16 protein-coding genes and 1 pseudogene are annotated in these 26,139 nt (G+C 61.9%); 8 read left to right on the top strand and 9 right to left on the bottom strand.

Annotation, left to right across the window (positions count from 1 at the left end; all coding sequences use genetic code 11):
• Positions 1-9: 9 nt before the first annotated feature.
• The 5 genes from AC1D1M_RS25385 to pvdM all read right to left on the bottom strand — a co-directional run bounded on the left by AC1D1M_RS25385 (position 10) and on the right by pvdM (position 7,877).
• The gene (locus tag AC1D1M_RS25385; RefSeq protein WP_477777741.1) at positions 10-2,427 is read right to left on the bottom strand and encodes a TonB-dependent siderophore receptor; all 2,418 of its coding nucleotides are present in this window, start codon (positions 2,425-2,427) and stop codon (positions 10-12) included.
• Between the two features lie 126 nt (positions 2,428-2,553).
• On the bottom strand, positions 2,554-4,203 hold the full coding sequence (locus AC1D1M_RS25380; RefSeq protein ID WP_477777740.1) for a cyclic peptide export ABC transporter: 1,650 nt from the start codon (positions 4,201-4,203) through the stop codon (positions 2,554-2,556).
• A gap of 116 nt (positions 4,204-4,319) precedes the next feature.
• Positions 4,320-5,186: a dihydropyoverdine dehydrogenase gene (pvdO, locus tag AC1D1M_RS25375; protein ID WP_477777739.1), complete on the bottom strand. Its 867-nt coding sequence runs from the start codon at positions 5,184-5,186 to the stop codon at positions 4,320-4,322.
• Between the two features lie 29 nt (positions 5,187-5,215).
• Positions 5,216-6,496, bottom strand: coding sequence for a pyoverdine-tailoring periplasmic protein PvdN (pvdN, locus tag AC1D1M_RS25370; RefSeq protein WP_477777738.1), 1,281 nt, complete (start codon positions 6,494-6,496; stop codon positions 5,216-5,218).
• 31 nt (positions 6,497-6,527) lie between these two features.
• On the bottom strand, positions 6,528-7,877 hold the full coding sequence (gene pvdM, locus AC1D1M_RS25365; protein WP_477777737.1) for a pyoverdine-tailoring dipeptidase-like protein PvdM: 1,350 nt from the start codon (positions 7,875-7,877) through the stop codon (positions 6,528-6,530).
• Between the two features lie 251 nt (positions 7,878-8,128).
• On the opposite strand from pvdM, the gene pvdP reads away from it, so the two are divergent.
• A complete protein-coding gene (pvdP, locus tag AC1D1M_RS25360; RefSeq protein WP_477777736.1) occupies positions 8,129-9,748 on the top strand; it encodes a pyoverdine maturation tyrosinase PvdP in 1,620 nt (539 codons plus the stop codon).
• Positions 9,749-9,877: 129 nt separating this feature from the next.
• On the opposite strand, the gene AC1D1M_RS25355 is transcribed toward pvdP, so the two are convergent.
• Genes AC1D1M_RS25355 through AC1D1M_RS25345 form a run of 3 tightly spaced genes read right to left on the bottom strand, consistent with a single transcriptional unit; the run spans position 9,878 to position 14,426 of the window.
• Positions 9,878-11,272 (bottom strand): efflux transporter outer membrane subunit, encoded by a 1,395-nt coding sequence (locus tag AC1D1M_RS25355; RefSeq protein ID WP_477777735.1) that lies wholly within the window; start codon positions 11,270-11,272, stop codon positions 9,878-9,880.
• Positions 11,273-11,279: 7 nt separating this feature from the next.
• Positions 11,280-13,253 (bottom strand): MacB family efflux pump subunit, encoded by a 1,974-nt coding sequence (locus AC1D1M_RS25350; RefSeq protein WP_477777734.1) that lies wholly within the window; start codon positions 13,251-13,253, stop codon positions 11,280-11,282.
• A complete protein-coding gene (locus AC1D1M_RS25345) occupies positions 13,254-14,426 on the bottom strand; it encodes an efflux RND transporter periplasmic adaptor subunit (protein ID WP_477777733.1) in 1,173 nt (390 codons plus the stop codon).
• 373 nt (positions 14,427-14,799) lie between these two features.
• Here AC1D1M_RS25345 and AC1D1M_RS25340 point away from each other — a divergent pair, with 373 nt between their 5' ends.
• The 7 genes and pseudogenes from AC1D1M_RS25340 to AC1D1M_RS25310 all read left to right on the top strand — a co-directional run bounded on the left by AC1D1M_RS25340 (position 14,800) and on the right by AC1D1M_RS25310 (position 25,265).
• Entirely contained in the window at positions 14,800-15,282 is a 483-nt protein-coding gene (locus tag AC1D1M_RS25340; protein ID WP_477777732.1) for a sigma-70 family RNA polymerase sigma factor, read from the top strand.
• Between the two features lie 133 nt (positions 15,283-15,415).
• Positions 15,416-16,672 (top strand): annotated as a pseudogene (locus AC1D1M_RS25335) (lysine N(6)-hydroxylase/L-ornithine N(5)-oxygenase family protein); the annotation flags it as partial.
• 517 nt (positions 16,673-17,189) lie between these two features.
• Positions 17,190-19,904 carry a magnesium-translocating P-type ATPase gene (mgtA, locus tag AC1D1M_RS25330; protein WP_477777731.1) on the top strand — a complete coding sequence of 905 codons (2,715 nt, stop codon included), beginning with the start codon at positions 17,190-17,192 and terminating at the stop codon, positions 19,902-19,904.
• A 151-nt stretch (positions 19,905-20,055) separates the two neighbouring features.
• Positions 20,056-20,772 (top strand): MgtC/SapB family protein, encoded by a 717-nt coding sequence (locus AC1D1M_RS25325; RefSeq protein ID WP_477777730.1) that lies wholly within the window; start codon positions 20,056-20,058, stop codon positions 20,770-20,772.
• 127 nt (positions 20,773-20,899) lie between these two features.
• Positions 20,900-21,301: a chemotaxis protein CheY gene (locus AC1D1M_RS25320; RefSeq protein ID WP_477777729.1), complete on the top strand. Its 402-nt coding sequence runs from the start codon at positions 20,900-20,902 to the stop codon at positions 21,299-21,301.
• Positions 21,302-21,410: 109 nt separating this feature from the next.
• Positions 21,411-22,037: a response regulator gene (locus tag AC1D1M_RS25315; RefSeq protein WP_477777728.1), complete on the top strand. Its 627-nt coding sequence runs from the start codon at positions 21,411-21,413 to the stop codon at positions 22,035-22,037.
• Entirely contained in the window at positions 22,038-25,265 is a 3,228-nt protein-coding gene (locus AC1D1M_RS25310) for a transporter substrate-binding domain-containing protein (RefSeq protein WP_477777727.1), read from the top strand. It abuts the gene before it with no gap.
• Between the two features lie 3 nt (positions 25,266-25,268).
• Here AC1D1M_RS25310 and dkgB read toward each other — a convergent pair whose 3' ends face one another.
• Entirely contained in the window at positions 25,269-26,072 is an 804-nt protein-coding gene (gene dkgB, locus AC1D1M_RS25305; protein WP_477777726.1) for a 2,5-didehydrogluconate reductase DkgB, read from the bottom strand.
• Between the last annotated feature and the right edge of the window lie 67 nt (positions 26,073-26,139).

The raw sequence follows: 26,139 nt of genomic DNA, 5'->3' as shown, positions 1-26,139 counted from the left end.
AGCCGGCAATCAATACTGCGCGCGCAGGCTCAGGGTCAGGGTGCGCGGGTCGCCGTAGAAGTTGGTGCCCCAGGAGGCATCGACGCGGTCGTAGTACTTGCGGTCGAACAGGTTGTTGGCGGTCAGTGTCGACGACAGGTTTTCGTTGAACTTGTAGCCGACCTGCGCCGTGGCGATGGCAAAGCCACCTTGCTGGAACTTCACGTCACGCTGGTAGTAGGTGTCGCTGACCACACGCACGCCACCGCCGACGCTGAAGTCCTTGAGCGGACCGTCGGTGAACTCGTACTTGTTCCACAGGTTGAAGTTGTGCCTGGGCGTGATGGTGCTGAAGGTCTTGCCTTTGTTGGCCTGATCGCCGTCCAGGAACTTGGTGGAGGTGTAGGCGTAACCGGTGACGATGCTCCAGTTCTCGGTCAGGTTGCCGCTCAACTCGGTTTCCCAACCCTGGCTGCGGGCCTTGCCTTCGGTCATGTAGGCGCCAGAGGTATTGTCGTATTCGGCGCGGTTTTCATCGTAGATGCGAAAGGCGGCGATGCTGGCGTTCAGGCGTCCGTCGTAGAATTCGCGCTTGAGGCCGATCTCGTACTGCTTGCCTTCGCGCGGGCCGACCGGCTGGCCGTCCGTGCCGATTTCGCTCTGGGGTTTGAACACGCCGGTGTAGCTGAAGTAGGTCGACAGTTCCGGGGTGATCTTGCCTATGATGGCGCCGTACGGTACGACTTTGCGGTTGATGCTGGTGTGGGCTTCGCCGAAGTTGTTGAAGAAGGCGTTGGCGTTCTTCGCGTCGCTTTCGTACCAGGTCACACGGCTGCCGCCGATGACGTCGAGCCAGTCGGTGACGTTGAACTTGGCACGGGTGTAGACACCGTACTGGTCGGACTTGGACCAGTTGCCGTTGACGTGCGCATAGTCGTTGTGGGGAATGTCGATGCTGCCCGGATCGAACACGTTGATCGGGAAGTACTCGCCGCCGCCGTAGGTGAAGTCCCTGTCCAGGTGCTGGTACTCGGCGCCCACGGTGAACTCGTGCCGGCGATTGGCGAACTCGAACGGCGTGGTGACGAAGCTGTCGACGCCGATGGTCTTGATGTGGGTGTAGTAGTCGTAGGCCACGGCCCAGCTGTCACCGGTGGCCGGGTCGACCGCGCCGTCGGCCCAGGTAAAGTTACGCTCCGGGGTTTCGGCGTCGCGGTAGGTCAGGGTGGTCTTGAACTGACCGCCGTTGTCCAGTTCGTGGTCGAGTTCAGCGAAGGTTTCCCAGACTTTTTCGTCTAGGGTGTTCCACTTGGCATCGACGAAGGTCGAGCGCGGCACGTTGAGCAATCTGCCGTCGGCGTAGGCCGGCAAGCCGAAGGCCGGGGTAGAGTGGTTCTGCTGGTAAGCGCCGCCGACCGACAGGGTGGTGGTCGGGTCGAGGTCGAACTCCAGGCGGCCGTAGACCATCGGGCGTTCGTTCTGCGCGTAGTTGACGAACGACTTGTTGTTCTCGTAGGCGGTGATGAAGCGACCGCGCACGGTACCCTGGTCGTTCAACGGGCCGGTGACGTCCACCGAAGAGCGGTAGCGATCGTAAGAGCCAGCGGCCAGTTCGCCACCGAGGGCGAATTTGCTCAGGGCACGCTTGCGCACCACGTTGACCGTACCGCCGGGTTCGCCAGCGCCCTGGTACAGGCCCGACGGGCCGCGCAGCACTTCGATGCGGTCATACATCGCGAGGTCGAAACTGGTGGCCATGTCGCCCTGGCCAGTGGGCTGCGAGACGCCGTCGACCTGCACCTGATCGACGAGGAAACCACGCATGTAGATGTCATTGAGGCTGGAGCCGGAGTTGTAGGTCTTGATGGTCACGCCGGTGACCTGACGCAGGGCGTCCTGCAGGCTGTTCAGGTTCTGGTCGTCCATGCGCTGGCGCGTGACGACGGACACCGACTGCGGGATGTCCTTGACCTTGATGTTGCCTTTGCCGATGGTCACTTCATCGCTGGTGTAGGAGTGCGTACCTTCGGTGGTCGGCCCCAACGCCACGCCGGTGATGGACGTCGCACCCAGCTGCAATGTACTGGAGTCACCGACCGCTGGCACCAGCGACACGGTGTTGCCATTCAACTGAAAATTGATGCCGCTCCCCAGCAGCAAGGTTTTCAGTGCCTGTTCCGGTTCCATGTTGCCGGACACCGCCGTGGACTTGATGCCGTTGACCATGTCCTGGCTGTAGAGAATCTGCAGATTGGTTTGCTGGCCCAGTTGGCGCAAAGCACTGGCCAGCGATTGAACCGGCACATTGACGTTCACCGGGGCTGCCTCGACCTGGGACGTACCCAGCAGCAACAGGGTCAGCAGCGCGCCCGGCACGACCGTTCGGAATTTCTTTTGCCGTTCGATGGCTAACGCCAAGGGTGCGCGGGACAGAGTAAGGCTTTGCATTGCTCGAATCGCTCCAGAATGGTGTGTGCAGTTTTTAGTTAATGATAATTATTATTAGACGTACCACTTTGGCTAAACCGGAAAACAAACTTCAAAAAAACAATGATTTGCGCGCGGCAACGACGGTCAGGCGGTTGCGCGCTCGGTGACAACCCGGCCCGATTCCATGCGCACCAGTTGATCGGCCATGTCGAAATAGCGGTCGTCGTGGGAGATGACGATGATGGTTTTGCCCAGGCGTTTGAGGTCCGGTAGCAGCTCGGTGTAGAAGATGCGGCGGAAGGTCGGGTCCTGGTCGGCGGCCCATTCGTCGAACACCAGCACCGGGCGTTCTTCCAGCCAGGCATTGACCAGCGCCAGGCGCTTGCGCTGGCCGGTGGACAGGTCGGTGGTGGTGAAACTGCCGTCCCTGACGCTGACCTTGTGCGCGATCTCCAGCCGTTGCAGGTAGGCGTTGGCATCTTCGGGGATGTGCTGGTCGCCCTGCACCACGTCATCGAACAGGTAGTAGTCGGCAAAAATCGTGGTGAACAACTGGCGGTAGTCGTCGCGATTGTGCGCATCGATGCCTTGGCCGTTGAGCCGGATTTCACCCTGTTGTGGCGCGTAGAGGCCCAGCAGCAACTTGATCAGGGTGGTCTTGCCGCAGCCGTTTTCGCCGACGATGAAAATGATGTCGCCTTGCTCGATGGTCAGGTTCACCGGGCCCAGGCGAAACGCATCGCTGCCCGGTGCGGCGGGGAAGGCGTAGCTGACGTTGTCCAGTTGCAGACGGTTGACCACGGTCGGCGAGGTGCCTTTGTCATTGAGTAGCAGGTGCGGCTCGGGCGAGGAGAACTGGCTCGACAGTTCGGCGATGCGGCGGAAAGCGATGCGCGCCCGGCTTACGATCGGCAAGGTGCTGACCAAGTGCTCGATCGGGCCTTTCATGTACAGCAGCACCAGCACGAAACCGCTCATCACTGCCTGGTCGGCACTGGGCCAGAACGATTGCAGGGCCAGCGCCAGGCCGATGACCACGAAGAACAGCATCGAGCCCAGGGTCTTGGCGATCACGAAGGTGTTGATCGAGCGCACCTGGGTGTTACAGATGAAATCGGCGGTGCCCTGGATGCCCTTGACGAACATGCGCTGGCGGCGCGGGCGGTGGATGCGCAACTCCTTGGCGCCGCCGGCAATAGCGTTGTAGTGCTTTTGCAGTTCGTCTTCGGCGTCGCGGGCGGCCATGAAGCCCCGGATGCCCTTGCCCTGCGCGTAGAACTGGATGCCGGTGCCGATGGCAATCGCCAGCACCATCATCAGGAACATCGGCCACGACAACATCGCCAGGTAGCCCATGCAGCCGAGGGTCACGGTCAGGGAAATCGCCAGCGGCGCGAAGGCGAAGGCGAAGTCGCTGATGGTGTCGACGTCGTGGGTCAGCACCGGGATCAGCCGGTGGCTGCGGTAGCGCTCGATCTGCTCGATGGGCGCCGAGAGTACTTTTTCCCCCAGCGTTTTGCGCAGCCTGGCAATGATGTGCTGGCCGACGTAGTTGGTGCCGATGTCCGAGCAGATCGAACTGCCCAGGGCCAGCAGGCACAGGCCGCCGAACAGCGCGACCACGCCTTGGGTCAGGCCATCCGGCGAGTGCAGCGCGTTGTTGATCGTGGCCAGCAACACCGTCACGCTCAGGCCACCCACCATACCCAGGAGGATCGACAGACTGACGACGAGCCGGAACGGTTTTAGGAGGGTGAACAATTCATGAATTGCACCGCGCGTTGGCTGGGTCATGAGCAGAGGGTTCCTTGGGGCTTGAGGCAGATACCCAGTAGAACGTGCGGTCAGGCGTTTAATTTAGACGGCCACCGACTGGCGGTGGCCGCTGGGGATGCCTTTGATAATGGCAGTCAGAGGTTGGGTGTCAGGTCGCGTACTACACGGAAACCGATCCAGTCACCACGGGTTTGCGGGTCGATGTCATTGCGGTTGCCCGAACGGGAAAACACTGGCGCTTCGCCCCAGTCGTTGCCACGGATGCGCAGGGTGTCGCAGTTCGGTTCGGTCCAGGCGCTGCCGTCGGTGGGCGCGCCGACGTAGTCCGGGTGGTAGCAGTCGGCGATCCATTCGTAGACGTTGCCGTGCATGTCGTACATGCCGAAGGCATTCGCCGGATAGCTGCCCACCGGTGAGGAATAGCTGTAGCCATCGGTAGGGCCATAGGTGTTGGCATGGGTGGCGATGCTGTACTCGGTGCCCGGGTCGAACGGGAAGGGGAACGCTCCCGTTGACCCGGCACGGGCCGCGTACTCGCGCTGGGCCTCGCTGACGATGTGGTAGTGCTGGCCGGTCTTCATCGACAGCCAGGCGACGTAGGCACTGACCTCGGCGAAGTTCATGCACACCGCCGGCTGACGCGGGCCCTGTGGATAACGCGGCTTGCTGTTGATGCACTCGCGGCCGGGGCGGGTGTCGCCATCGGGCAGGGTGATCCTGGTTTCCTTCATGTATTGGGCCCATTCGCCGGCGGTGATCTGGTAGCGGCTCATGGCGAAGGGTTTGTCGAACGTCACCTCATGCATCGGGCCTTCATCAGGCTCGCGGCCGACCTCGTCGTCCGGTGTGCCCATGGTGAAGGTGCCGGCGGGCAGCACGACCATTTCCGGGCAGTTACGGCAATCCTTGAAGACCTTGCCGGGCAATGGCGCGGTGTAGGCCTGGGCGAGGCCGGGCACGGTACTACCGAGCAGTGCCAGCATTATCAGGATGTTTTTCATGCGGGTTCTCACTCAAAGGGGTCGACAGTTCAGAATTTGCTGGCCATTAGCTCCATCAACTTGTCGATGTGCGCTTCGGTATTGAGCAGCCCCGGCGACACACGAATGATCGGCCCGACATCGCGGTCGACGGCATCGCACACCACGCGCTGATCCATCAGGTAGTTGGCGACTTCCTCGCAGTCCCGGTTCTTGATGCGGAAGAAGGTGAAACCGGCGGAATACTCCGGTGATAGCGGTGTGACCAGCTCCACCGACGGGTGTGCCTGCAAGCGTTTCTTCAGGTAGCTGTTGATGGCGTGAATGCGCGTTGCGACCTCGGCCTTGCCCAGCTCCAGGTGCAATTTGAAGGCTTCGGTCAGTGCCCAGCGGTGTTCGAACGAGTGGTAGCCGCCGTAGGTCATCACCGTGGAGAACTGGGTGGCTTCGGAGAAGGTCGGGATGGTCGGGGTCACGTCCTTGAGCTCGTCGGAGCGGGCGCAGATGATCCCGGTGCCCCGTGGGCCGAACATCCATTTGTGGGTGCCGGCAATGAAGAAGTCGCAGTGCATGTCCGGGAAATCGACGTTCTCCACGCCGAAGCCGTGGACGCCATCGATCACGTAAAGGATGCGGTCCTTGTCGGCGCGGCCTCGGTTTTTCTCCTCCACCAGTTTGCCGATTTCGCCGATGGGCAATTTCACGCCGCTGCCGGAGTGCACCCAGGTCATGCCCAGCACCCGGGTTTCAGGGCGGATGTTGCGTTCAATCGCGGCCAGCACTTCGGCGGTCGAGACCTTGTACGGGTCTTCGAACAACTTGATCTTGCGAACCTGGGTGCCGTCCTTCCGGGTGCGGTATTCGAACACGCTGTTGGCGGCGTAGTGCTCGTGTTCGCTGGTGAGGATCTCCTGGTCCGGGCGCACGTGGATGCCGGCGTAGATCATCGCCAGGCCTTCGGTGGTGCTGCCGGTCAGGGCGATCTGCGACGGCTTGGCCTTCAGGTAACGACCGGCCCACACGCGCACCTCTTCCTCGCGGCGTTCGGTTTCGCCGCGATGCCAGTCCATGGCCAGGCCCGGGTTGCGGTCGAGATTGGCGCGGTGCATCTCGATGGCTTCACGCACGGGAAGCGGGTGCGAGGTCACCAGGAAGTTGGCGAAGTGCAGGTAGTTCGGGTCTTGGGTGAACAACTGGCGCAACTGGTCCCATTTGTCCTTGGGCAGTGGCGCGGGGCTGGCGGCCCGTGCCGGCAGGCTCACGGCGGAGGCCAGGGGGATGCCGGCCGCGAGGATGCCGGCCTGCTTGAGGAATGAACGACGGTTGGTCATGGATTCGGTTCGCTTTGGCAATAGATGAAAATCAGTTCTGGACCACAGGCCGGGAGGACTTCTGCACCTGGTCCCAGACCCGCATGAAGTTGCCGCCCCAGAGCTTGGCGATGTCGGCGTCGCTGTAGCCGCGGCTGATCAGTTCGGCGGTCACGTTGCGGGCCTCGCTGACGTCTTTCCAGCCGTCGAGGCCGCCGCCGTCGTTGAAGTCGGAACTGATGCCGACGTGGTCGATGCCGATTTTTTTCACTGTGTAGTCGATTGCATCGCCGTAGTCCTTGAGGGTGGCCTTGGGTTCTTCGTCGAGGATCGAATAGAGCTGGCTGGCGTACTCGCCGAAGCGCTGCTCGGGCCAGACGGTGATCACCGGGTCGCCGGGCATCAGGGCCATCTCCAGACCTTGCAGCGGTTGCAGGTCGAAACGGGCGCGCAGGGCGTTGAGCTTGTCCTGGGTGGCCTGGCTCAGCGGGCGGATGTAGGTCGGGAAGCCGACAATCTGCACCACGCCGCCGCTGTTCTTGATCAGTTGCATTTCCGGGTCGCTGAGGTTGCGCGGGATGTCCACCAGGGCGCGCGGCGCCGAGTGGGAGGCGACCATCGGCGTGCGGCTCAGTTGCGCCACTTGCTCCAGGGCCTTGGTCGACATCTGCGACACATCGATGATCACGCCCAGGTCGTTGAGGCGATGCACCGCTTGCTTGCCGATGTCCGACAGCCCGCCCAAGGCATCCCGCGAATCGTTGAAGAACGGCAGCGGCCGCGACGAATCGGCCCAGGCGTTGTTGCCCACGTAGCTGAAGCCGAACATGCGCATGCCGCGCGCGGCCCACTTGTCCAGGGCGTTGAGATCACTGCCCAGCGGGTAGGCGTTGAGCATGCTGATGAACACCGCGAACTTGCCCTCGCCGTGCAGGCGGCGGAAGTCGTCGGGGGTGTAGGCGATGGCCACTTGATTGGGGAAGTCACGCACCATCGCGCTGATGATCTTGTAGCGGGTTTCCTGCTCAAAGCGGGCTTCGTCGACGAAGCCGGCGGTTGGGCGATGAGGGGCGTTGGGACCGTTCCAGATTTCCGGCCAGCCGAAAATCGTCAGCGCAGCACCGGACAAGCGCCCGCGACCAGTCTTGACCAGGTCGAACTGGCCTTCGCCGTCCTTGTCGACTTCGTTGCCGGCGGTGCCGAAGTCCATGGGCACGGTGATGTGGCTGTCGAACGAGAGGATGCGTTCCTGCAACTGATCGGCCTGTTTCATCACCTTGACCGGGTAGCCGGGGTTATCCCTGAACCCGTAATCCCAGGCCGCGAAGCCTGCCCCCGCGCTGATCGCCAGGGCCAGCGGCAGGCCGATGAAAAGAGCCTTTTTCGAACGTGGTTTTGTCATTGCCGTCTCAGTCAGGTTCGCCGCCCCGGATCAGGCGCAGGGGCCTTTGCTATCTGGGGGGAACGAGTGGCTGGCCATGGAATTTAGGTTGATCCCAAAAGATCGCAGCCTGCGGCAGCTCCTACATTGGATCGGCATAAACCTGTAGGAGCTGCCGAAGGCTGCGATCTTTCAAAGCACCGTAAATTTGTCGGTGCAACAAACGTTCTAGCTTGGATAAAGCCTGCTCCATGGCTGACACAGGTAGGGCAATGACGATTTCTCGACGATGGTTCCTCGCGGGTCTGGCGCTGACCGGTGCCGCCGTGCCGGCGGCGTATTACGGGCATCGCGAATTGACCAGGCCGGACCCGACGATCACCCCCGGCGAAGCCTCGTTCGACGTGGCGGATGTTGCCGGCCAACGCATGGCGGATACCTTGCGCGGGGTCTGGCAGATTCGTTTCGAAGGTCGTGACGCCGGTATCGAAGGTTTGCCGCTCGAAGGCCTCGAAGTGTTTATCGACATCGGCCACAAAGGCCGCGGGGTCGTGGGTTTTCTCGACACCGCCGAGCGTTTGCGCTCCACCGAGGAGCCCCGTTACCGGGTGCTCGGCGATCTGTCCGGGGCTAACCCTAAGCAGCTGGCCTGGCGATTGTTGGGCGCCAGCGGCTGCTGCGATTACGAATTCGACATGACTCTGGACGAGGTCTGGGCCGGTTTCGGTAACGCCGGCAGCGGCAGTCTCAGTGGGCGTGTGCTGGACCTGAACCGGCCGCTGATGCTGACGGCCCAGGACAATCGATTCATTGCAGTCAAACGGGTATTCCCTGAAGCCCGCGAGCGCGCCGGCCTCAATCCGACCTTGCTCGCCTGGCTGGTGTCCCCGGAACATCGGCTGTTTCACCAGCTCTGGCATGCCTCCCGGGACAAGTGGCACAAGCTGTCCGAGGACCAGCGCGGCGCCTTGCGCGGGCTCGGCTGGCAACCCGGGCCCCGGGACCAGGAGCGCGATGCTCGTGGCGAGCGCAAGGATCGCAACGGCTCGGGCGTGGACTTTTTCTTCATGCATCGGCACATGCTCGGCACGGCGCGCTCGATGCAGGACCTGCCGTCCTGGACGCACTTCCCGTTGCCGCAACCGGAGCTGGCGCGGGACCGGCTCGGCTTTGCGCGTTACTTCGACAACCATGACGGCACCGCTTTGCCGCCGACCTGGCTGGCCGAGGACGATGACGAGTACACGCAATGGGTTAGTGACATCAAGACCGGCGAGACGTATCACAGCAATTTCCAGGTCTGGGAATCCCGCTACCGCGACCCCCGTTACCTGTCGACGCTGACCCTCGGCCAGTTCGGCTCGGAGGTCGAACTGGGCCTGCACGACTGGCTGCACATGCGCTGGGCTTCGGTGCCCCGTGATCCGTCGAACGGTCAGCCGGTGCCGTTCGCCCGGGATCCTTCGGACTTTTCCGCACGCTGGTTTGCACCGGAAAACGATTTTCTCGGCGACCCGTTTTCTTCTCATGTCAGCCCGGTGTTCTGGCATTTTCACGGCTGGATCGATGATCGCCTGGAAGACTGGTTCCGCGCCCACGAGCGTTTTCATCCGGGGCAGGTCAGTCGGCTGCAGGTCAACGGCGTGCAATGGTTCGCGCCGGGGCGCTGGGTCGAGATCGATGACCCCTGGCTAGGCCCGAGTACCCACGGTTGCAGCGCCACGCCGGGGTTGCAGGCGGGCAAGTCAGTGGAAATGGACCCGGAAACCATGAAGCTGGCGCTGCGTATCACCTTTGGCGAGGACGAGAAGAAGCTGAAGGACTTGTTCCGCAAGGTGCCGCAGCGGCCGTGGTATGCGCGCAATTTGAAGGCTAGACAGAGCCAGGCTTGATACCGCGTTATCGTTCAATCGCGAGCAAGCTCGCTCCCACAGGTTTTGTGTCATGTTCAAGTCATGCGTCATGCCCCAATCCCTGTGGGAGCGAGCTTGCTCGCGATGGCGTCCTGACAGGCACCACAACTAACGAACCTGCCACCCCCCACCCAACGCCTTGTACAGGGCAATACTCGCCTGCATCCGCGACAGGCGCAGTTGCACGTTCAAATCCTGCGCCGCATACAGCGTGCGCTGGGTTTCCAGCACCGTCAGCAAATCCTCGGCCCCGGCCTGATAACGGCTTTGCGCGATGTTGAACGCGGTCTGCGCCTGGCTCAGTTCTTCACTCTGCCAGCCGCGCTGTGCATCCAGTCCGCGAATGCTGTTGAGGGCTTTTTCGACGTCGGCGAAGCCGTTGATGATCGCGCCGCGATAGGTCTCCAGCAGTTCTTCCTGGCGCGCCGTGGCCTTGTCGCGCTGGGCAGCGAGGCGGCCGTTGTTGAACACCGGCGCGAGCAGCCCGGCGGTGAGGTTGTAGAAGGGGCTGCGCAGAATGTCGTCGGCCCGGTTGGCGCCGGAGCCGATTTCGGCGGTGAGGGTTACGGTCGGCAGCATCGCGGCCCGGGCGACGGTGACGTCGGCCTGGGCGGCGGCCAGTTGCGCCTCGGCCCGGGCAATGTCCGGACGGCGGCTGAGCAACTGACTGGGCACCCCGGCATCAATCGCCGGCCAGGTCAGTTGATCGAAGCGTTCCTGACCCAACGACAGCGCCTGAACCGGGCGGCCGAGCAGGGCGGCGAGGCTGATCCGCGCCTCCTCGGCCTGTTGCCGCACCAGCGGCAGCTGGCGTTGTTGCGCCGCCACCAGGCTTTTTTGCTGCGCCAGTTCCAGGGCCGTGGCCGAACCCGAATCGAAACGGGTTTGCACCAGTTTCAACACGCTTTGGGCATTGGCCAGATTCAATTCGGCGATGCGGCTCTGCTCCTGCAACGACAAGGCTTGCGCGTAGCCGTTGGCCACGCCGCTGAGCAACGTCAGCTCCACCGTGGCCTGATCGAACTCGCTGGCTTGCAGACTGAATTGCGCATTGTCGCGAGTGGCACGCTGGCCACCCCAGAAATCGATTTCGTAGCTGGCAACCAGGTTCGCCGTGAAGTAGTCGACGGCGTCGTTATCGCTGTCGGCATCGAGTTGACTGTAGCCGCTGCCGCGCAGCAGTTTCTGGCGGTTGGCGTTGACCCCGGCCTTGACCTCGGGCAGTTGAGAGCCGCCGGCAATCACCGTGTCGGCCTGGGCCTGGCGCACTCTTGCGATGGCGGCGGCCAGGTCGTAGCTGCCGAGCCGCGCCTGTTCGATCAGGCGACCCAGTTGCGGGCTGCCGAAGCGGTTCCACCATTGCTGGTTATCATGGACAGCGCCTGCGGTGTGCGGCGATTGCCAGGCGGCCGGCGGCTGGATGCCGCTGTCGGGGCGCTGGGCCGGGGTGCCGCAGGCGCCGAGCAACAGGCACAGGGTTAACACGCTGAGTGGCGGCTTCATCAATCGATCATTCACTGGTAAGGGCCGTGACCGGGTCGAGTCGGGCAGCCTTGCGGGCCGGCATGTAGCCGAAAACGACACCGGTGACCAGGGCGCAGCCGAAGGCGCCCAGTACCGCTATCAGGGAGAACGCGACAGCGACTTCGCTGAAAATCAGCACGCCACCGACGATCAGCGCCAGGGCAATCCCGGTGAGGCCACCCACCACCGAGAGCATCACCGCTTCGGTGAGGAACTGGCGCAGGATGTCGCGCTGGCGGGCACCGGTGGCCATGCGGATACCGATCTCGCGGGTGCGTTCGCGCACGGTCATGAGCATGATGTTCATCACGCCGATCCCGCCCACCAGCAGCGAAATCGCCGCAATCGAGCCGAGCATCAGCGACAGGGTGTTTTGCGTGCGCGCCTCGGCCTGGATCATCGCCGCGTTGTTGGTCAGTTCGAAATCGTGCTTGCCGTCGTGCAGGCGCAACATCAGTTGCTCGATGGCTTTTTCGGTTTCCTTGACCTTGCGCGCGTCGGCGGCGGCGATGGCGATGTACTCGGGATTGTGGCTGCCGAACAGGCGCACGCTGGCGGCGGAGTAGGGGATGGCGATGCGGTCGTCGCTGTCGGAGTCGCCGGAGCTGGCGCCTTTTTCCGCGAGTACGCCGACCACCTGAAAAGGGACGTTTTCGATGAGGATGTACTGGCCGATCGGGTTGGCCACGTCCTTGAGCAATTTGCTCCGCACCTTGTGCCCGATCACTGCGACCGCCGCGGCGTTCTGTTCATCGGCGTGGGTGAAGTAGCTGCCTTCGACCACCGGCCAGTTGAAAATGTCCGGGAAGTTGGTGTCGTTGCCACCGACGTAGCTCAAGTGATCAAGGTTGCCAAAGCGCACCCCGGCCTCCTGGCCATTGACCGGCATGATCCGCATCACCTGGGGCAAACTGGCAATCGCCGCGACCTCATCGAGGGTGACGATGCCCATCGGCGTGCGCGGGTTGGGCGCCGAGCCGCTGAGGTAAATGATGTTGGAACCGAATGCGCCCATCTGCGCCATCACCTGGCGCTTGCTGCCTTCGCCGACGGCGAGCATCACCACCACCGAGGCGACGCCGATGATGATCCCGAGCAAGGTCAGCGCGGTGCGGAACTTGTTGATCCACATCACTCGCCACGCCGCGTGCACGGCATCGACCAATTCGCCTTTCCAGGCGCCGGTGGCTTCGGCGCCTTCGCTCAGGCGCTTGCGCAAATCGACGGCTTGCAGGGCGCCTGGGTTGGCCGAGTTTTGCGCGGAGGGATTGTCCAGGGCGCTGTCGCTGATGATCTCGCCGTCGCGAATTTCGATGATGCGTTTGGCCCGGGCTGCCACTTCGCGGTCGTGGGTGATGAGGATCACCACGTGGCCCTGGCTCGCCAGTTCGTCGAGCAGGGCCATGACCTCGGCGCCGCTGTGGCTGTCGAGGGCACCGGTGGGTTCGTCGGCAAGGATGATGTGGCCGCCATTCATCAACGCGCGGGCAATCGACACACGCTGCTGTTGCCCGCCAGAGAGTTGGTGGGGGCGGTTGCCGGTGCGCGAAGCCAGGCCGAGGCGCTCGAGCAGGGCGGCGGCGCGGGCGTGGCGTTCGGCGGCCGGGGTGCCTGCGTAGATCGCCGGCATCTCGACGTTTTCCTGGGCCGAACCGGATGGAATCAGGTGGTAGCCCTGGAACACAAAACCGAAGGCTTCACGGCGCAGCCAGGCCAGTTCGTCACTGTCCAGGGCCGCGACGTTTTCCCCGGCGAAACGGTATTCGCCCGAGGTCGGGCGGTCGAGGCAGCCGAGGATGTTCATCAGCGTCGACTTGCCGGAGCCGGATGCACCGACAATCGCCACGAACTCCCCGGCATGGATCGACAGGTCGATGCCACGCAATACGTGAACTTCAGGCGCGTCGCCACCGCCGTAGGCTTTGCGGATGTCCGAAAGGTCGATCAGGGGCGTGTGCATTCAGCCGCCACTCCCGTCGACCGGGCCGATCAACAGGTGATCGCCTTCCTGCAGGCCGTCGAGGATCTGCACCCGCAGGCGGTCGCTGATGCCGGTGCGCACGTTGCGCTGCTCGATGCTGCCGTTGCTGGCGACCACTTGCGCGGTCTGCCGGTCTGTCTGAGTGCCGGCCTGCAGGGCAGCGATGGGCGCGGTGAGTACGTTCTGCGCCTGATTGGCGACGAAAAATACCTGGGTGGTCATTTCCGCCATCAAGGCGTTGTCGGCGTTGTCGACGTCCAGCAACACGGTGTACAGCACCACGCGGGCACTCCCGCTTTTGCTGGTGCTGGCGGGGCTGCCACCGCCCTGGCTGGTCTGGTCCAGCGGCTTGGGCGGGACGGGCAGGATTTGCCGCACGGTGCTGGTCCAGCGCCGGGTGCCGCCGCTCAGGGTGGTGAACCAGGCGTGCATGCCGGGTTTGACGTGGCCGATGTCCGCCTCCGAGACCTCGGCCCACACGGTCATCGGCGACAGCTTGGCGATGCGCAGGATCAGCGGCGTCTGCTGCTGGGCGTTGAGGGTCTGGCCGACCCGGGCATCCAGCGCCACCACGGTGCCGGTCATTGGTGCATATATGCGCGTGTAGCCGAGCTCCGCCTGATCGCTGCGCAGGCTGGCTTCGGCCTGGCGGATCTGCGCCTGGAACATGTCGACCCGTGCCTGGGTGGCGCGCAGTTCGGCCTGGGCGGTCTGCACGTCTTCTTCACGGGTGGCGCCGCCGGCGGCGAGGTTCTGTTGACGCTGGTACTTCTGCCGGGCCAGGTCGTGTTGCGCCCGCTGTTCCTGCAGTTGCGCCTTGAGATTTTCGACGGAGAAGCGCCCGGCATCGAGTTTGGCCTGTTGCGTGGACGGGTCGATTTCCACCAGCAACTGGCCTTCCTTGACCACATCGCCGACTTCCACGTGGATCTTCTGGATCTGCCCGGAGGCCTGGGCGCCGACGTCGACATAGCGCCGCGGTTGCAGGGTGCCCAATGCGGTGACGCTGCTTTCAATGTCGGCGCGGCTGACCTGGACGGTGACGAGCCCGTCGCGGCCCGGCGGGATGAACTGCCAGGCGGCGACGGCGATGACGGGGATCAGGCAGAGTGCTGCAAACACGACGCGTCGGGTTTGTCGGGAGCGTTTCATTCGGGGTTCCGGCCAAAGGAAATCGGCCCGTCGTTCAGCGGCGCAGAGACGGGAAGCTGTCCTGTAAACGATGAACCGGCCGCAGAATTTAGCCGACAACACAAACCCCTGTAGGAGCGAGCCTGCTCGCGATGGCCGCAAGGACAACGCGTTAAATCAGAAAGTACGCATCATCGTTCACGACCTTCGCGAGCAAGCTCGCTCCTACAGGGATCGAGACAATTTGCCGGGCAAGGCGACGCAGTACTTTAAATCTATATGAGAATTACTATAAATTACGCGACTCGAACTGCCACTATCGTGCCACTGTGTGATTCAGCAGTCGCCGAAACGGCTCAAGGACAGAAACCGCACCCCCGTGCGGACGGGAGTCATGTTGGAAAACTACTATCGCGAACTGGTGTGTTTCCTCAACGCCAGGCTGGGCAACCGTCAGGTGGCCGAAGATGTGGTGCATGACGCTTACCTGCGGGTCCTGGAGCGTTCCAGTGATACGCCGATCGAGCAGCCCCGGGCATTCCTTTATCGCACTGCCCTCAACCTGGTTATCGACGACCATCGACGCAACACCCTGCGTCAGGCCGAACCCCTGGACGTGCTCGATAATGAGGAGCGCTATTTCACCCCTTCGCCGCAAAACGTGCTCGATCATGGCCAGCGTCTGGAAATGCTCCAGAGTGCCCTGGCGGAGTTGCCGAGGCTGTGTCGCGAGAGTTTCCTGCTGCGCAAGATCGAAGGCCTGTCCCATCCGCAGATTGCCGAGCAACTGGGCATTTCCCGGGCAATGGTCGAGAAGCACATTGTCAATGCCATGAAGCATTGCCGTATACGCATGCGACAGTGGGACGCCCAGTGATCCTGCGCGGTTAAATTTTTTTTCACGGTCCTCGTTCCTACTCAACAGACGACCTGTTGTGCGGCCCTTGGCGGGTCAGGTCACTTAGGTTCAATGCCCCGCGTTTGAGGGGAATATCCAGAGGACACTGGAAATGACACAGGCAATTGCTTCGCCCCTCGTTCACGACCTGATCGGTGTCGGTTTCGGCCCGTCGAACCTGGCACTGGCCATCGCGCTGCAAGAGCGCGGGGCGAGCCAGGGCAATCTGGATGTGCTGTTCCTCGACAAGCAGGCCGACTACCGCTGGCACGGCAACACACTGGTGACCCAGAGTGAGTTGCAGATTTCCTTCCTCAAGGACCTGGTGACCTTGCGCAATCCGACCAGCCCTTACTCGTTCGTCAATTACCTCAAGGTCCACGGGCGCCTGGTGGATTTCATCAACCTGGGCACCTTCTATCCGTGCCGCATGGAGTACAACGACTACCTGCGCTGGGTCGCCGGGCAGTTCACCGCGCAAAGCCGCTACGGCGAAGAAGTGCTGACCATCGAGCCGGTGCTGCACAACCATCAGGTCGAGGCGCTGCGGGTGATTTCCCGCGACGCGACAGGGCATCAACAGGTGCGCACCACCCGTTCGGTGGTGGTCAGCGCCGGTGGCACGCCACGCATTCCCGAGGTGTTCAAGGCGTTCAAGGATGATGACCGGGTGTTCCATCACTCCCAGTACCTGGCGCAGATGGCCAAGCAGCCGTGCGTGGACAACCGGCCGATGAGCATCGCGATCATCGGGGGCGGGCAGAGTGCGGCTGAAGCCTTCATCGATTTGAACGACAGCTTCCCGTCGGTGCAGGTGGACATGATCCTGCGCGGCTCGGCACTGAAGCCCGCCGACGACAGTCCCTTCGTCAACGAAGTGTTCTCGCCGGAGTTCACCGACCTGGTGTTCCAGCAGCCAAACAGCGAGCGCGAGCGCCTGGTCAACGAGTACCACAACACCAACTACTCGGTGGTGGACATCGATCTGATCGAGCGCATCTACGGCATCTTCTATCGGCAGAAAGTCTCGGGCATCGCCCGTCATGCGTTCCACACCCTGACCACCCTCTCAAAGGCCACCGCTAACGAACGGGGCATCGAACTGGTGTTGCGCAACAACGCCAGCGGCGAAGTCTCGGTGCGTCACTACGACGCCGTGGTGCTGGCCACCGGTTACGAGCGGCAGATGCACCGCAAGTTGCTGGCGCCACTGGAAGAGTACCTGGGGGATTTCGAGGTTGATCGCAATTACAAACTGATCACCGATGAACGCTGCAAGGCCGGCCTCTATATGCAGGGCTTTTGCCAGGCCAGCCATGGGCTGAGCGACACCTTGCTGTCGATCCTGCCGATCCGTGCCGATGAAATGGACCTGTGTTCACAGGACTACTGTGGGAGCGAGCTTGCTCGCGATGGGGCCATTGAAATCACCAAAATCACTCAATCCTGAACCCTTCCTGAAGAACCCCGCGATTCCCCCTGCAAGGTTTTGTAACGGGTTTACTCTCCAGACATCGGGGCGTAAGCTTCGCGCGTTTTCATCCATTACGGAGACCCACAGTGGGTACTTGTTCGAGTGACAGTTGTCGGCCGGTCTCGGTAACCGGCATTTTCTCGGCAAGATAACGCGCAGTCTCCTGTGCCGTTGTCTCGCCGACAAGCGAGCAGCGGCATCCCGATCATGGCCAGTCCTGGCCGTGTCCCGACGTCCCTCTCATCGACGCTGAACAGTGCGTGGTTTCGACTTTTTTGTCGTGCCGCCGCTCTATCGACACGCCTGTCATTCGTGACCGGCGTGCCAGGCCTTGCTTTGCCGGTTGTTCCGGCGGAAGAGGCGTGGACCTGCCTGCTCGACGGTTTCCCGGCTGACCAAAGGGGCACCAGCCATGAAACTTACCCTCAAGGAACTCTTCGCAGGCTTCCTGCGTAACCGCCACATCGCCCGGCACTTTCGTCGCCTGGCGTTGCTGGAAACCTTCACCGACACCACGGTCAGCCGTGAAGTCCCGCCCACCCTGGCGCAAACCCTGGTGGCCGCTGCCGGCAGCGATACGGGCCAATTGCTCAACACCCTGGGCAGTCACACCGACGGCTTGAGCGAGCTCGAAGCCGATGCCCTGCGCGAGCAGTTCGGCCTCAATGAAGTCGAGCACGAACAGCCGCTGCCGTGGTGGACGCACCTGTGGCACTGCTACAAGAATCCGTTCAACCTGCTGCTGACATTGCTGGCGGTCATCTCCTGGCTGACCGAAGACATGAAAGCCGCCATCGTGATTTTCTCCATGGTGGTGCTCTCGACCTTGCTGCGCTTCTGGCAGGAAACCAAATCCAACCAGGCCGCCGACGCCCTCAAGGCCATGGTCAGCAACACCGCCACGGTGATGCGCCGGGACCTTGAGGACCACAGCGCGCAGCGTATCGAATTGCCGATCAGGCAACTGGTGCCGGGCGATCTGATCGTGCTGTCTGCCGGTGACATGATTCCCGCCGATTGCCGGGTACTCAGCGCCAAGGACCTGTTCGTCAGCCAGGCAGCCATGACCGGTGAATCGATGCCGGTGGAAAAATTTCCCCGTCAGCAGGACCGCGACACACGCAATCCGCTGGACCTGGACAACATCCTGTTCATGGGTACCAACGTGGTGTCCGGCACGGCCATGGCGGTGATTCTCACCACCGGCAACAGCACCTATTTCGGTGCCCTGGCCCAGCGCGTGGGTGCAACCGACCGGGCGCCGACTTCGTTCCAGACCGGGGTCAACAAAGTCAGCTGGCTGCTGATCCGCTTCATGTTCGTGATGGCGCCGCTGGTGTTGTTCATCAACGGTTTCACCAAGGGCGACTGGACCGAAGCGCTGCTGTTCGCGCTGTCGATTGCCGTGGGCCTGACCCCGGAAATGCTGCCGATGATCGTCACCTCGACCCTGGCCAAGGGCGCGGTGTTCCTGTCGCGCAAGAAAGTCATCGTCAAACGCCTCGATGCGATCCAGAACTTCGGTGCCATGGACGTGCTGTGCACCGACAAGACCGGCACCCTGACCCAGGACAAGATCTTCCTGGCGCGTAACGTCGATGTCTGGGGCAACGACTCGGATGACGTGCTGGAAATGGCCTACCTCAACAGCTACTACCAGACCGGCCTGAAAAACCTGCTGGATGTGGCGGTACTCGAACATGTCGAGATCCATCGTGAGTTGAAAGTCGGCACGGCGTTTCGCAAGGTCGACGAAATTCCGTTCGACTTCACCCGCCGGCGTATGTCGGTGGTGGTCGCCGAGCGCGATCAACCGCACCTGCTGATCTGCAAGGGCGCGGTGGAAGAGGTGCTGGCGGTCTGCTCGCGGGTGCGCCATGGCGAAGTCGATGAAGTATTGACTGAAGAGTTGCTGGCGCGAATCCGTCAGGTCACGGCCGCATTCAACGCCGAAGGCTTGCGGGTGGTTGCGGTAGCGGCACGGCAGATGATCGAAGGGCGCGACACCTACAGCCTGGCCGATGAACAGGCACTGACGCTGATCGGTTACGTGGCGTTTCTCGATCCGCCGAAAGAAAGCACTGCCCCGGCCATCAAGGCCCTGGCCGCCCATGGCGTGGCGGTGAAAGTGCTGACCGGCGACAACGAACTGGTGACGGCGAAGATCTGCCGCGAAGTCGGCCTGGAACAGCAAGGCCTGCTGATGGGCAACGACATCGAGCGCATGAGCGATGCCGAACTGGCGAAAGCCGTGGAGACCACCAACGTCTTCGCCAAACTGACCCCGTCGCACAAGGAACGCATCGTCCGTCTGCTCAAAGGCAACGGCCATGTGGTCGGTTTCATGGGCGACGGTATCAACGACGCCCCGGCCCTGCGCACCGCCGACATCGGTATTTCCGTGGACAGTGCCGTGGACATTGCCAAGGAAGCGGCCGACATCATCCTCCTGGAAAAGAGCCTGATGGTGCTGGAGGAGGGCGTGCTGGAAGGCCGCCGCACCTTCGCCAACATGCTCAAGTACATCAAGATGACCGCCAGTTCGAACTTCGGCAACGTGTTCTCGGTGCTGGTGGCCAGTGCGTTCATCCCGTTCCTGCCGATGCTGCCGATGCATCTGCTGGTGCAGAACCTGCTCTATGACATTTCGCAGATCGCCATCCCGTTCGATAACGTCGATGACGAAATGCTCAAGCAACCGCAGCGCTGGCAGCCGGGCGACGTCGGACGCTTCATGCTGTTTTTCGGGCCGATCAGTTCGATCTTCGACATCACCACGTTCGCCTTGATGTGGTACGTGTTCGATGCCAACACCCCGGATCACCAGACCCTGTTCCAGTCCGGCTGGTTCGTGGTCGGGCTGCTGACCCAGACACTGATCGTGCACATGATCCGCACGCCGAAGATCCCGTTTCTGCAAAGCCGCGCGGCCATGCCGTTGCTGGTGATGACCGGGCTGATCATGGCCGTGGGGATTTTCCTGCCGATGGGACCGCTGGCGCATTACTTCAAATTGCAGGCGTTGCCGTCGCTGTACTTCGTGTTCCTGCCGGTGATCCTGCTGGCGTACATGGCGCTGACCCAGGCGGTGAAGGGGTTCTACATTCGCCGGTTTGGCTGGCAATAAAGCCGCGAGGCTGGCCAATCAACGCAACCCCTGTGGGAGCGAGCTTGCTCGCGATGACTGAGTGTCAGTCGATATCCATGTCAACTGATACACCGCTATCGCGAGCAAGCTCGCTCCCACAGGGGATCGTGTGTTTTTCAAAGGATTCATCATGCAAGCCATCAACAACCTCAACCTGGCCTCCCTGCTCGACACCCTGGTCAGCCTCAGCGCGGCGTTCATCCTCGGTGGCCTGATCGGTTTCGAGCGCCAGTACCGGCAACGCACCGCCGGCCTGCGCACCAACGTACTGGTGGCGGTGGGCGCGGCGATTTTCGTCGACATGGCCAACCGTCTCGCCGGTGCCGAAGGCGCCGTGCGGGTCGTAGCCTACGTGGTTTCCGGCATCGGCTTTCTCGGCGCCGGGGTGATCATGCGCGAAGAGGGCAACGTGCGCGGCCTTAATACTGCCGCCACGCTCTGGACCTCGGCGGCAGTCGGTGCCTGCGCCGGTGCCGACCTGCTGGCCGAAGCGTTGCTCGGCACTTTGTTTGTGCTCGCGGCCAACACCTTGCTGCGGCCGATCGTCAACAACATCAACCGTCAGCCGCTGGATGTGATTTCGGCGGAAGTCACCAATATCGTCTATGTCATTGCCCGGCGTACGCAGCAGAAAACCGTGCTGGCCTTGCTCGAAGCTGAGCTTGCGCGCTGCAACTATCCGGCCAGCGATGTCGATGTGCATGCCTTCGGCACGGATGAAATTGAAATCGAAGCCACTCTGGCCACCACCTCGGTCGATGGTGATGAACTGGATGCGCTGGTGGCACGGATTTCGACGTCGAGCCTGGTGGTGCAGGCGTTCTGGAGTCCGAGTACCACGGAGTAAAGGCCAAGGTTTCCCGGGCAAGAGTCAGATTAACCGGCATTTATTTAGGAATATTCCTACATAAACCCAGGAAGGTCTTCCGTAGGCTTTGCGACCTCTTGAAACCGACATCCTTTTGGAGGTCACCTTGCCGAACAAATCCTTGCGCATCCTGATCGCCGATGCGCAGCACTTCAACCGACTGAGGATCGAGCGGCTGTTCAACCAGCTCGGCTACTTTCGGGTGGCACCGGTGCAGAGCCTCGACGAGCTCCTTCCACTGGTGGAGTACGGTTGCGAGCCTCTGGATCTGGTGCTCGTCAATGGGGCGATGGCCAGCGGAGCGCTGGACCTGGTCAATTTCTTTGCCGACAACCCGCAGGTTCATCACGCCTTTATCTTCAATGAACAGCAGGTGCCGTTGCCGCCAGTCGCGGGCAATGTCCAGGTCAGCCAGGCCGCTCTGCCGGACCTGGCGTCCATTACGCAGTTGATGAGCGCCGTCGATCGTCGGCTACCGTTCGTCGGAACTGTCATTTCTGTCAGGTAGTTCTTTTCAGCCTTCCATGCAAAAGTCTATGCGCAGCGTTGTGCCCAACCGCTGCGGTGCCTGGAGGGCATTTTTTTGCCCGATCGTGTTGTTTTGCACGGGAGTTGTCATGAAGTCAGCACTGATTGTGGAAGATCATCCGGTGGTTCGCTCCATGATCAAACTCGTACTCAAGGGCGAAGGATTCAAGCGGATTTACGAGGCCTCCCGAGGCGATGAGGTCTTGTCGTTGATCCGGGAGCATCAACCGGATGTCGTGCTGCTTGATCTGGGCCTTCCGGGTGTGGCGGGGCTTGAGGTGATGGACCGTATCAAGGCCGAAAACACGCGATGTCGCGTGGTGGTGTTCACCTCGCTGGAGGCCCAGTTCTATCAGGACCGCTGCATGCGTGCCGGGGCTGTTGCTTACGTGTCCAAGAGCAAGGACCTGGATGACTTGAAGGCGGCGGTGAATTCCGTGATGGCCGGCTACACCTATTTCGCCCAGATCCCCTCGAGTTCCGTGTCGATGGGGGAGTTGCAACGCAGTGAAAAGCAGTTGATCGACAGGCTCTCCAATCGTGAGTTGACCATTCTGCAGTACCTGGCCCGGGGTTCGAAAAACCTGGAAATTGCCGAGATCATGCACCTGAGCTACAAGACCGTCAGCACCTACAAGACCCGACTCACCCTCAAGCTCAACGTGAGCTCGTCGGTGCACTTGAGGGATTTCGCCCTGCGCAATCATCTGATCTGAATGAACGCACTCCGACGACTGGCAGGCGGGGTGCTGATTGGCCTTCTTCTCTGGGCATCGACGGTCTGTGCCCAGCAGTCGTTGACCCTGTTGGGACGCTCGAGTGCCGAAGGCCTGAGCGTCAGGTGGACGGAAACCGAGTTGCGCTGGCTGCAGCAAAAGGGCCGATTGGTACTGGCTGTCTCGGCGCCGGACTATCCCCCCTTCGAGTTCAACACGGCGGGCAGGGTGTTCGAAGGCGTGACCGCCGATTACGCCGGATTGCTCGAACAATTGTTGAACGTCGTCATCGAGGTTCAACGTTATCCGTCGCGGGCCGCCGCGGTGCAGGCCATCAAGGAAGGGCAGGCAGACCTGCTGGGGACGGCCAATCGATTTGAAGCCGAAGATCCACAGCTACAGATGTCCAGCGCCTACGCGGTCGATCAACCGGTGCTGGTCACCCGCACCGATTTCCCTCCGGTGCTCGACCCGACACTGGCCGGCAAGCGGCTGGTGATGCTGTATCACTACTTGCCCGAATACAGCGTGCAACAGTTCTATTCCAAAGCGCAGGTCCAACTGTTTCCCTCGACACTGGCGGCGATGGGCGCCGTGGCGTTCGGCCAGGCCGATGTCTATCTGGGCGATGCGATCAATGCCCATTATCTGATCAGCAAGAATTACCTGAACAACGTGCAACTGACGGACTTCTCGCCCATGGAGTCCGGGCGTTTTGCCTTTGCGATGGCCCGCGACAACGTTTCGCTATTGCGTGTCGTCAACAAGGCGCTGGCGGTCATCACCACCAATAAACAAATGAACATCCTGCGTCGTTGGGGAGCAAACGGGGTGTCTATCCCCGGCACCCAGTCATTGCAATTGAGCGTGGCCGAACAGCACTGGCTTGAACGCCACCCGCGGGTAAGGGTCGCGATCAACGAAAATATCCCGCCGATTTCATTTATCGACAGCGAAGGCAAGTTTCGCGGTATCGGCGTCGATGTGCTGGCGAAAATCAGTTTGCGCACCGGACTGCAATTTGACATCCGGGGCATGAAGTCGGTGGCCGAGATGATGACCGGCATCACCAGCGGGCAGATCGATGTGCTGGCCGGTATCGGCCTCAGTTCCCAGCGTGAAGATCAACTGCTGTTCACCCGGTCGTTCCTGAGCAGCCCTTCGGTACTGGTGACCCATGTGGACACGGACAGCCCCAGGACGCTGGATGACATGGCGGGAAAAACCTTGGCGCTGACCCAAGGCAACATTGCCGGCGAGTACATTCGCCAGCATTACCCGTTGATCCAGCTGGTGGATGCGCCACTGTCGACGGACGCCATGGAAATGGTCGCCCAGGGCGAGGTCCAGGGTGGCATCAACTCGTTGATCAGCGCCCGTTACCTGATTTCCCGGCAGTATCGCGATCGTCTGCAAGTGACCAGCACCGTGGGCACCGACCCCGCCCGAAGCACACTGGCAACCAGTCGCGAGGCCACCGAGCTGCATTCGATTCTGGATAAGGCGCTACTGAGTATCCCCCCCGAAGAAATTGACGAGCTGACCCAACCCTGGCGCTATGACTCGATGGTCGAGCAGAGTTACTGGCTGCGACACCGGCAGGCGATCGTGCAGGCGTTTGCGGTGGCGGGTGTCTTGCTGTTGCTCGCGTTGGCCGGGATCGTCTGGCAGCGGCGGCAGATTCGCCAGCGTCAGCAATTGCTCGGGCAATTGCAGGAAGCCAAGGACGCGGCGGACGACGCCAACCGGGCCAAGACCACGTTCCTGGCCACCATGAGCCATGAAATCCGCACGCCGATGAACGCATTGATCGGCATGCTCGAACTGGCGCTGAAACGGGCCGACGAAGGGGTGACCGACCGCGCCGCCATCGAGGTGGCGTCCAACGCCGGGCAGCAGTTGCTGGATTTGATCGGCGACATTCTGGATGTCGCCCGGATCGAATCCGGGCATTTGTCGCTGGCGCCGGAGCGGGTCAATCTGCACGCGCTGGTGACGTCGGTCTGCCGGGTTTTCGAAGGGTTGGCGATACAGAAGAATCTGCAGTGGCGGGTCGAACTCGACGAACACAGTGACTGTGACGTGATGCTCGACCCCACGCGCTTCAAACAGGTGCTGTCCAATCTGCTGAGTAACGCGATCAAGTTCACCCGGGAAGGCCAGGTGAGCCTGACGCTGCGGGTGCAGCCTCAAGCCTCGGCGCACCTTGCCGTCAGCGTACGTATCGAAGACAGCGGCATCGGCATCAGCGCATTCGACCAGCAACGCCTGTTCAGCCCGTTCGTGCAGGCGGACAACAGCCAGCAGAGCGCCCGGCAAGGTTCCGGCCTGGGCCTGGTGATCAGTCGTACCTTGTGCGAAACGATGGGCGGCCAGTTGCAGCTCGACAGTGAGCTGGGGCGCGGGACGCAGGTGGACATCAGTCTGGTGCTGCCCGCCCTGCAAGCGTTGCCCGCGGGGGAGATGCCCCAGGATCCGGCGCAGCTCACCACCCGGGCATTGTCGATTCTGGTGGTCGACGATTATCCGGCCAATCGCCTGTTGCTCTCGCGGCAGTTGAGCTACCTCGGCCACCGTGTGGTGCTGGCTGAAGATGGGGCACAGGGGCTTGAGCAGTGGCACGGACATGGGTTCGATCTGGTCATCACTGACTGCAACATGCCGGTGCTCAGCGGTTATGAATTGGCGGGCGCGATACGTGAGCAAGAGCGGGTGCAGGGGTTGTCGCCGACGCTGATTCTGGGTTTTACCGCCAATGCGCAGGCCGAGGAGAAGGCCAGATGTCAGGCGGCGGGCATGGACGATTGCCTGTTCAAGCCCATTCGCCTGGTGGATTTGCAGGCGTGGCTCGCCCAGCGGTTTTCCAGCGCACCCTCAACGGTAATCGACGATCCAGGCGTCGCCGAATTCGATTTGAGCGGGCTGGAGCGCTTTGCGGATGCGGACCGTGAGCTGATCGATCAACTGTTGCTCGATCTGGCGCTGAGCAACCGCGAGGATCGCGTGCATTTACTGGCCTTGCATGCCGGAGGCAATCGCCCGGGCTTGCAGGAACTGGCACACCGGATCAAGGGCGGGGCGCTGATGGTGCGAGCGCTCGCCCTGGTCGAGTGTTGCGAACAACTGGAGCAGGCGTGCAATGACGGCCGCGCAGCAATGATCGACGACGCCGTCGACCGGTTGCAGCAGGCCATGGCCCGCCTGGACCGGCGTCTGGAGCAGGATTGAGGCTCAATCCCAGTTCGGTGCTATGCCTTTCGGGCTGGTCAAGCGGTGGCCGCGATCCAGCGTTGCGATCAACGCCATGTCGGCTTCGCTCAAGGCCAGTTCGCGAGCCTTCAAATTGCTTTCAAGGTTGGCCCGGCGCGTGGAAGACGGGATCACCGCGTAACCCGATTGCATGGCCCAGGCCAGGGTGACCTGAGCCGGTGTCGCTTGCAGTCGTTCGGCGATCTGCTGGATGAGCGGGTCCTTGAGGACTTCACCGTATGCCAGGGTCATGTACGAGGTGATGCCGATGCCCTGGCTCTGCGCAAACGCGACGACGTTACGGTTTTGCAGGTACGGGTGCAGTTCGATCTGCTGGGTGGCGATGTGCTCGGCACCGATGGCCGCAATCGCTTGCTGCATCAGGTCGATGGTGAAGTTGGACACGCCGATCTGCCGGGTCAGGCCCAGGCGCTTGGCTTCAAGCAGGGTGCCCATGAATTCTTCGACCGGCACTTGATCGTCCGGTGACGGCCAGTGGATCAGGGTCAGGTCCAGGTAATCGGTCTGCAGTTTGCGCAGACTCTCCTTCAGGCTGTCGATCAGACGATCACCGGCCAGGTTGGCGACCCAGATCTTGCTGGTGATGAACAGTTCTTCCCGGGCGATGCCGCTGGCAGCGATGGCTTCGCCGACGTCGGCTTCGTTCTCGTAGATTTGTGCGGTATCGATCACCCGGTAGCCGAGCGCCAGGGCGGTGCTCACCGAATCGATGACCACCTGGCCTTGCAAGCGAAACGTACCCAGGCCGAAGGCGGGAATAGACATTGAGGACTCCAGAGGTTGCAGTGGGAATGGGCGGCAGTATCCGCGCCTGCATCCGTGAGAAAAACCG

The organism is Pseudomonas sp. P1_F7 (genome assembly GCF_056405655.1).
Note: the sequence above shows the minus strand (reverse complement) of the source record. Positions and strands in the feature narration are given on the sequence as shown.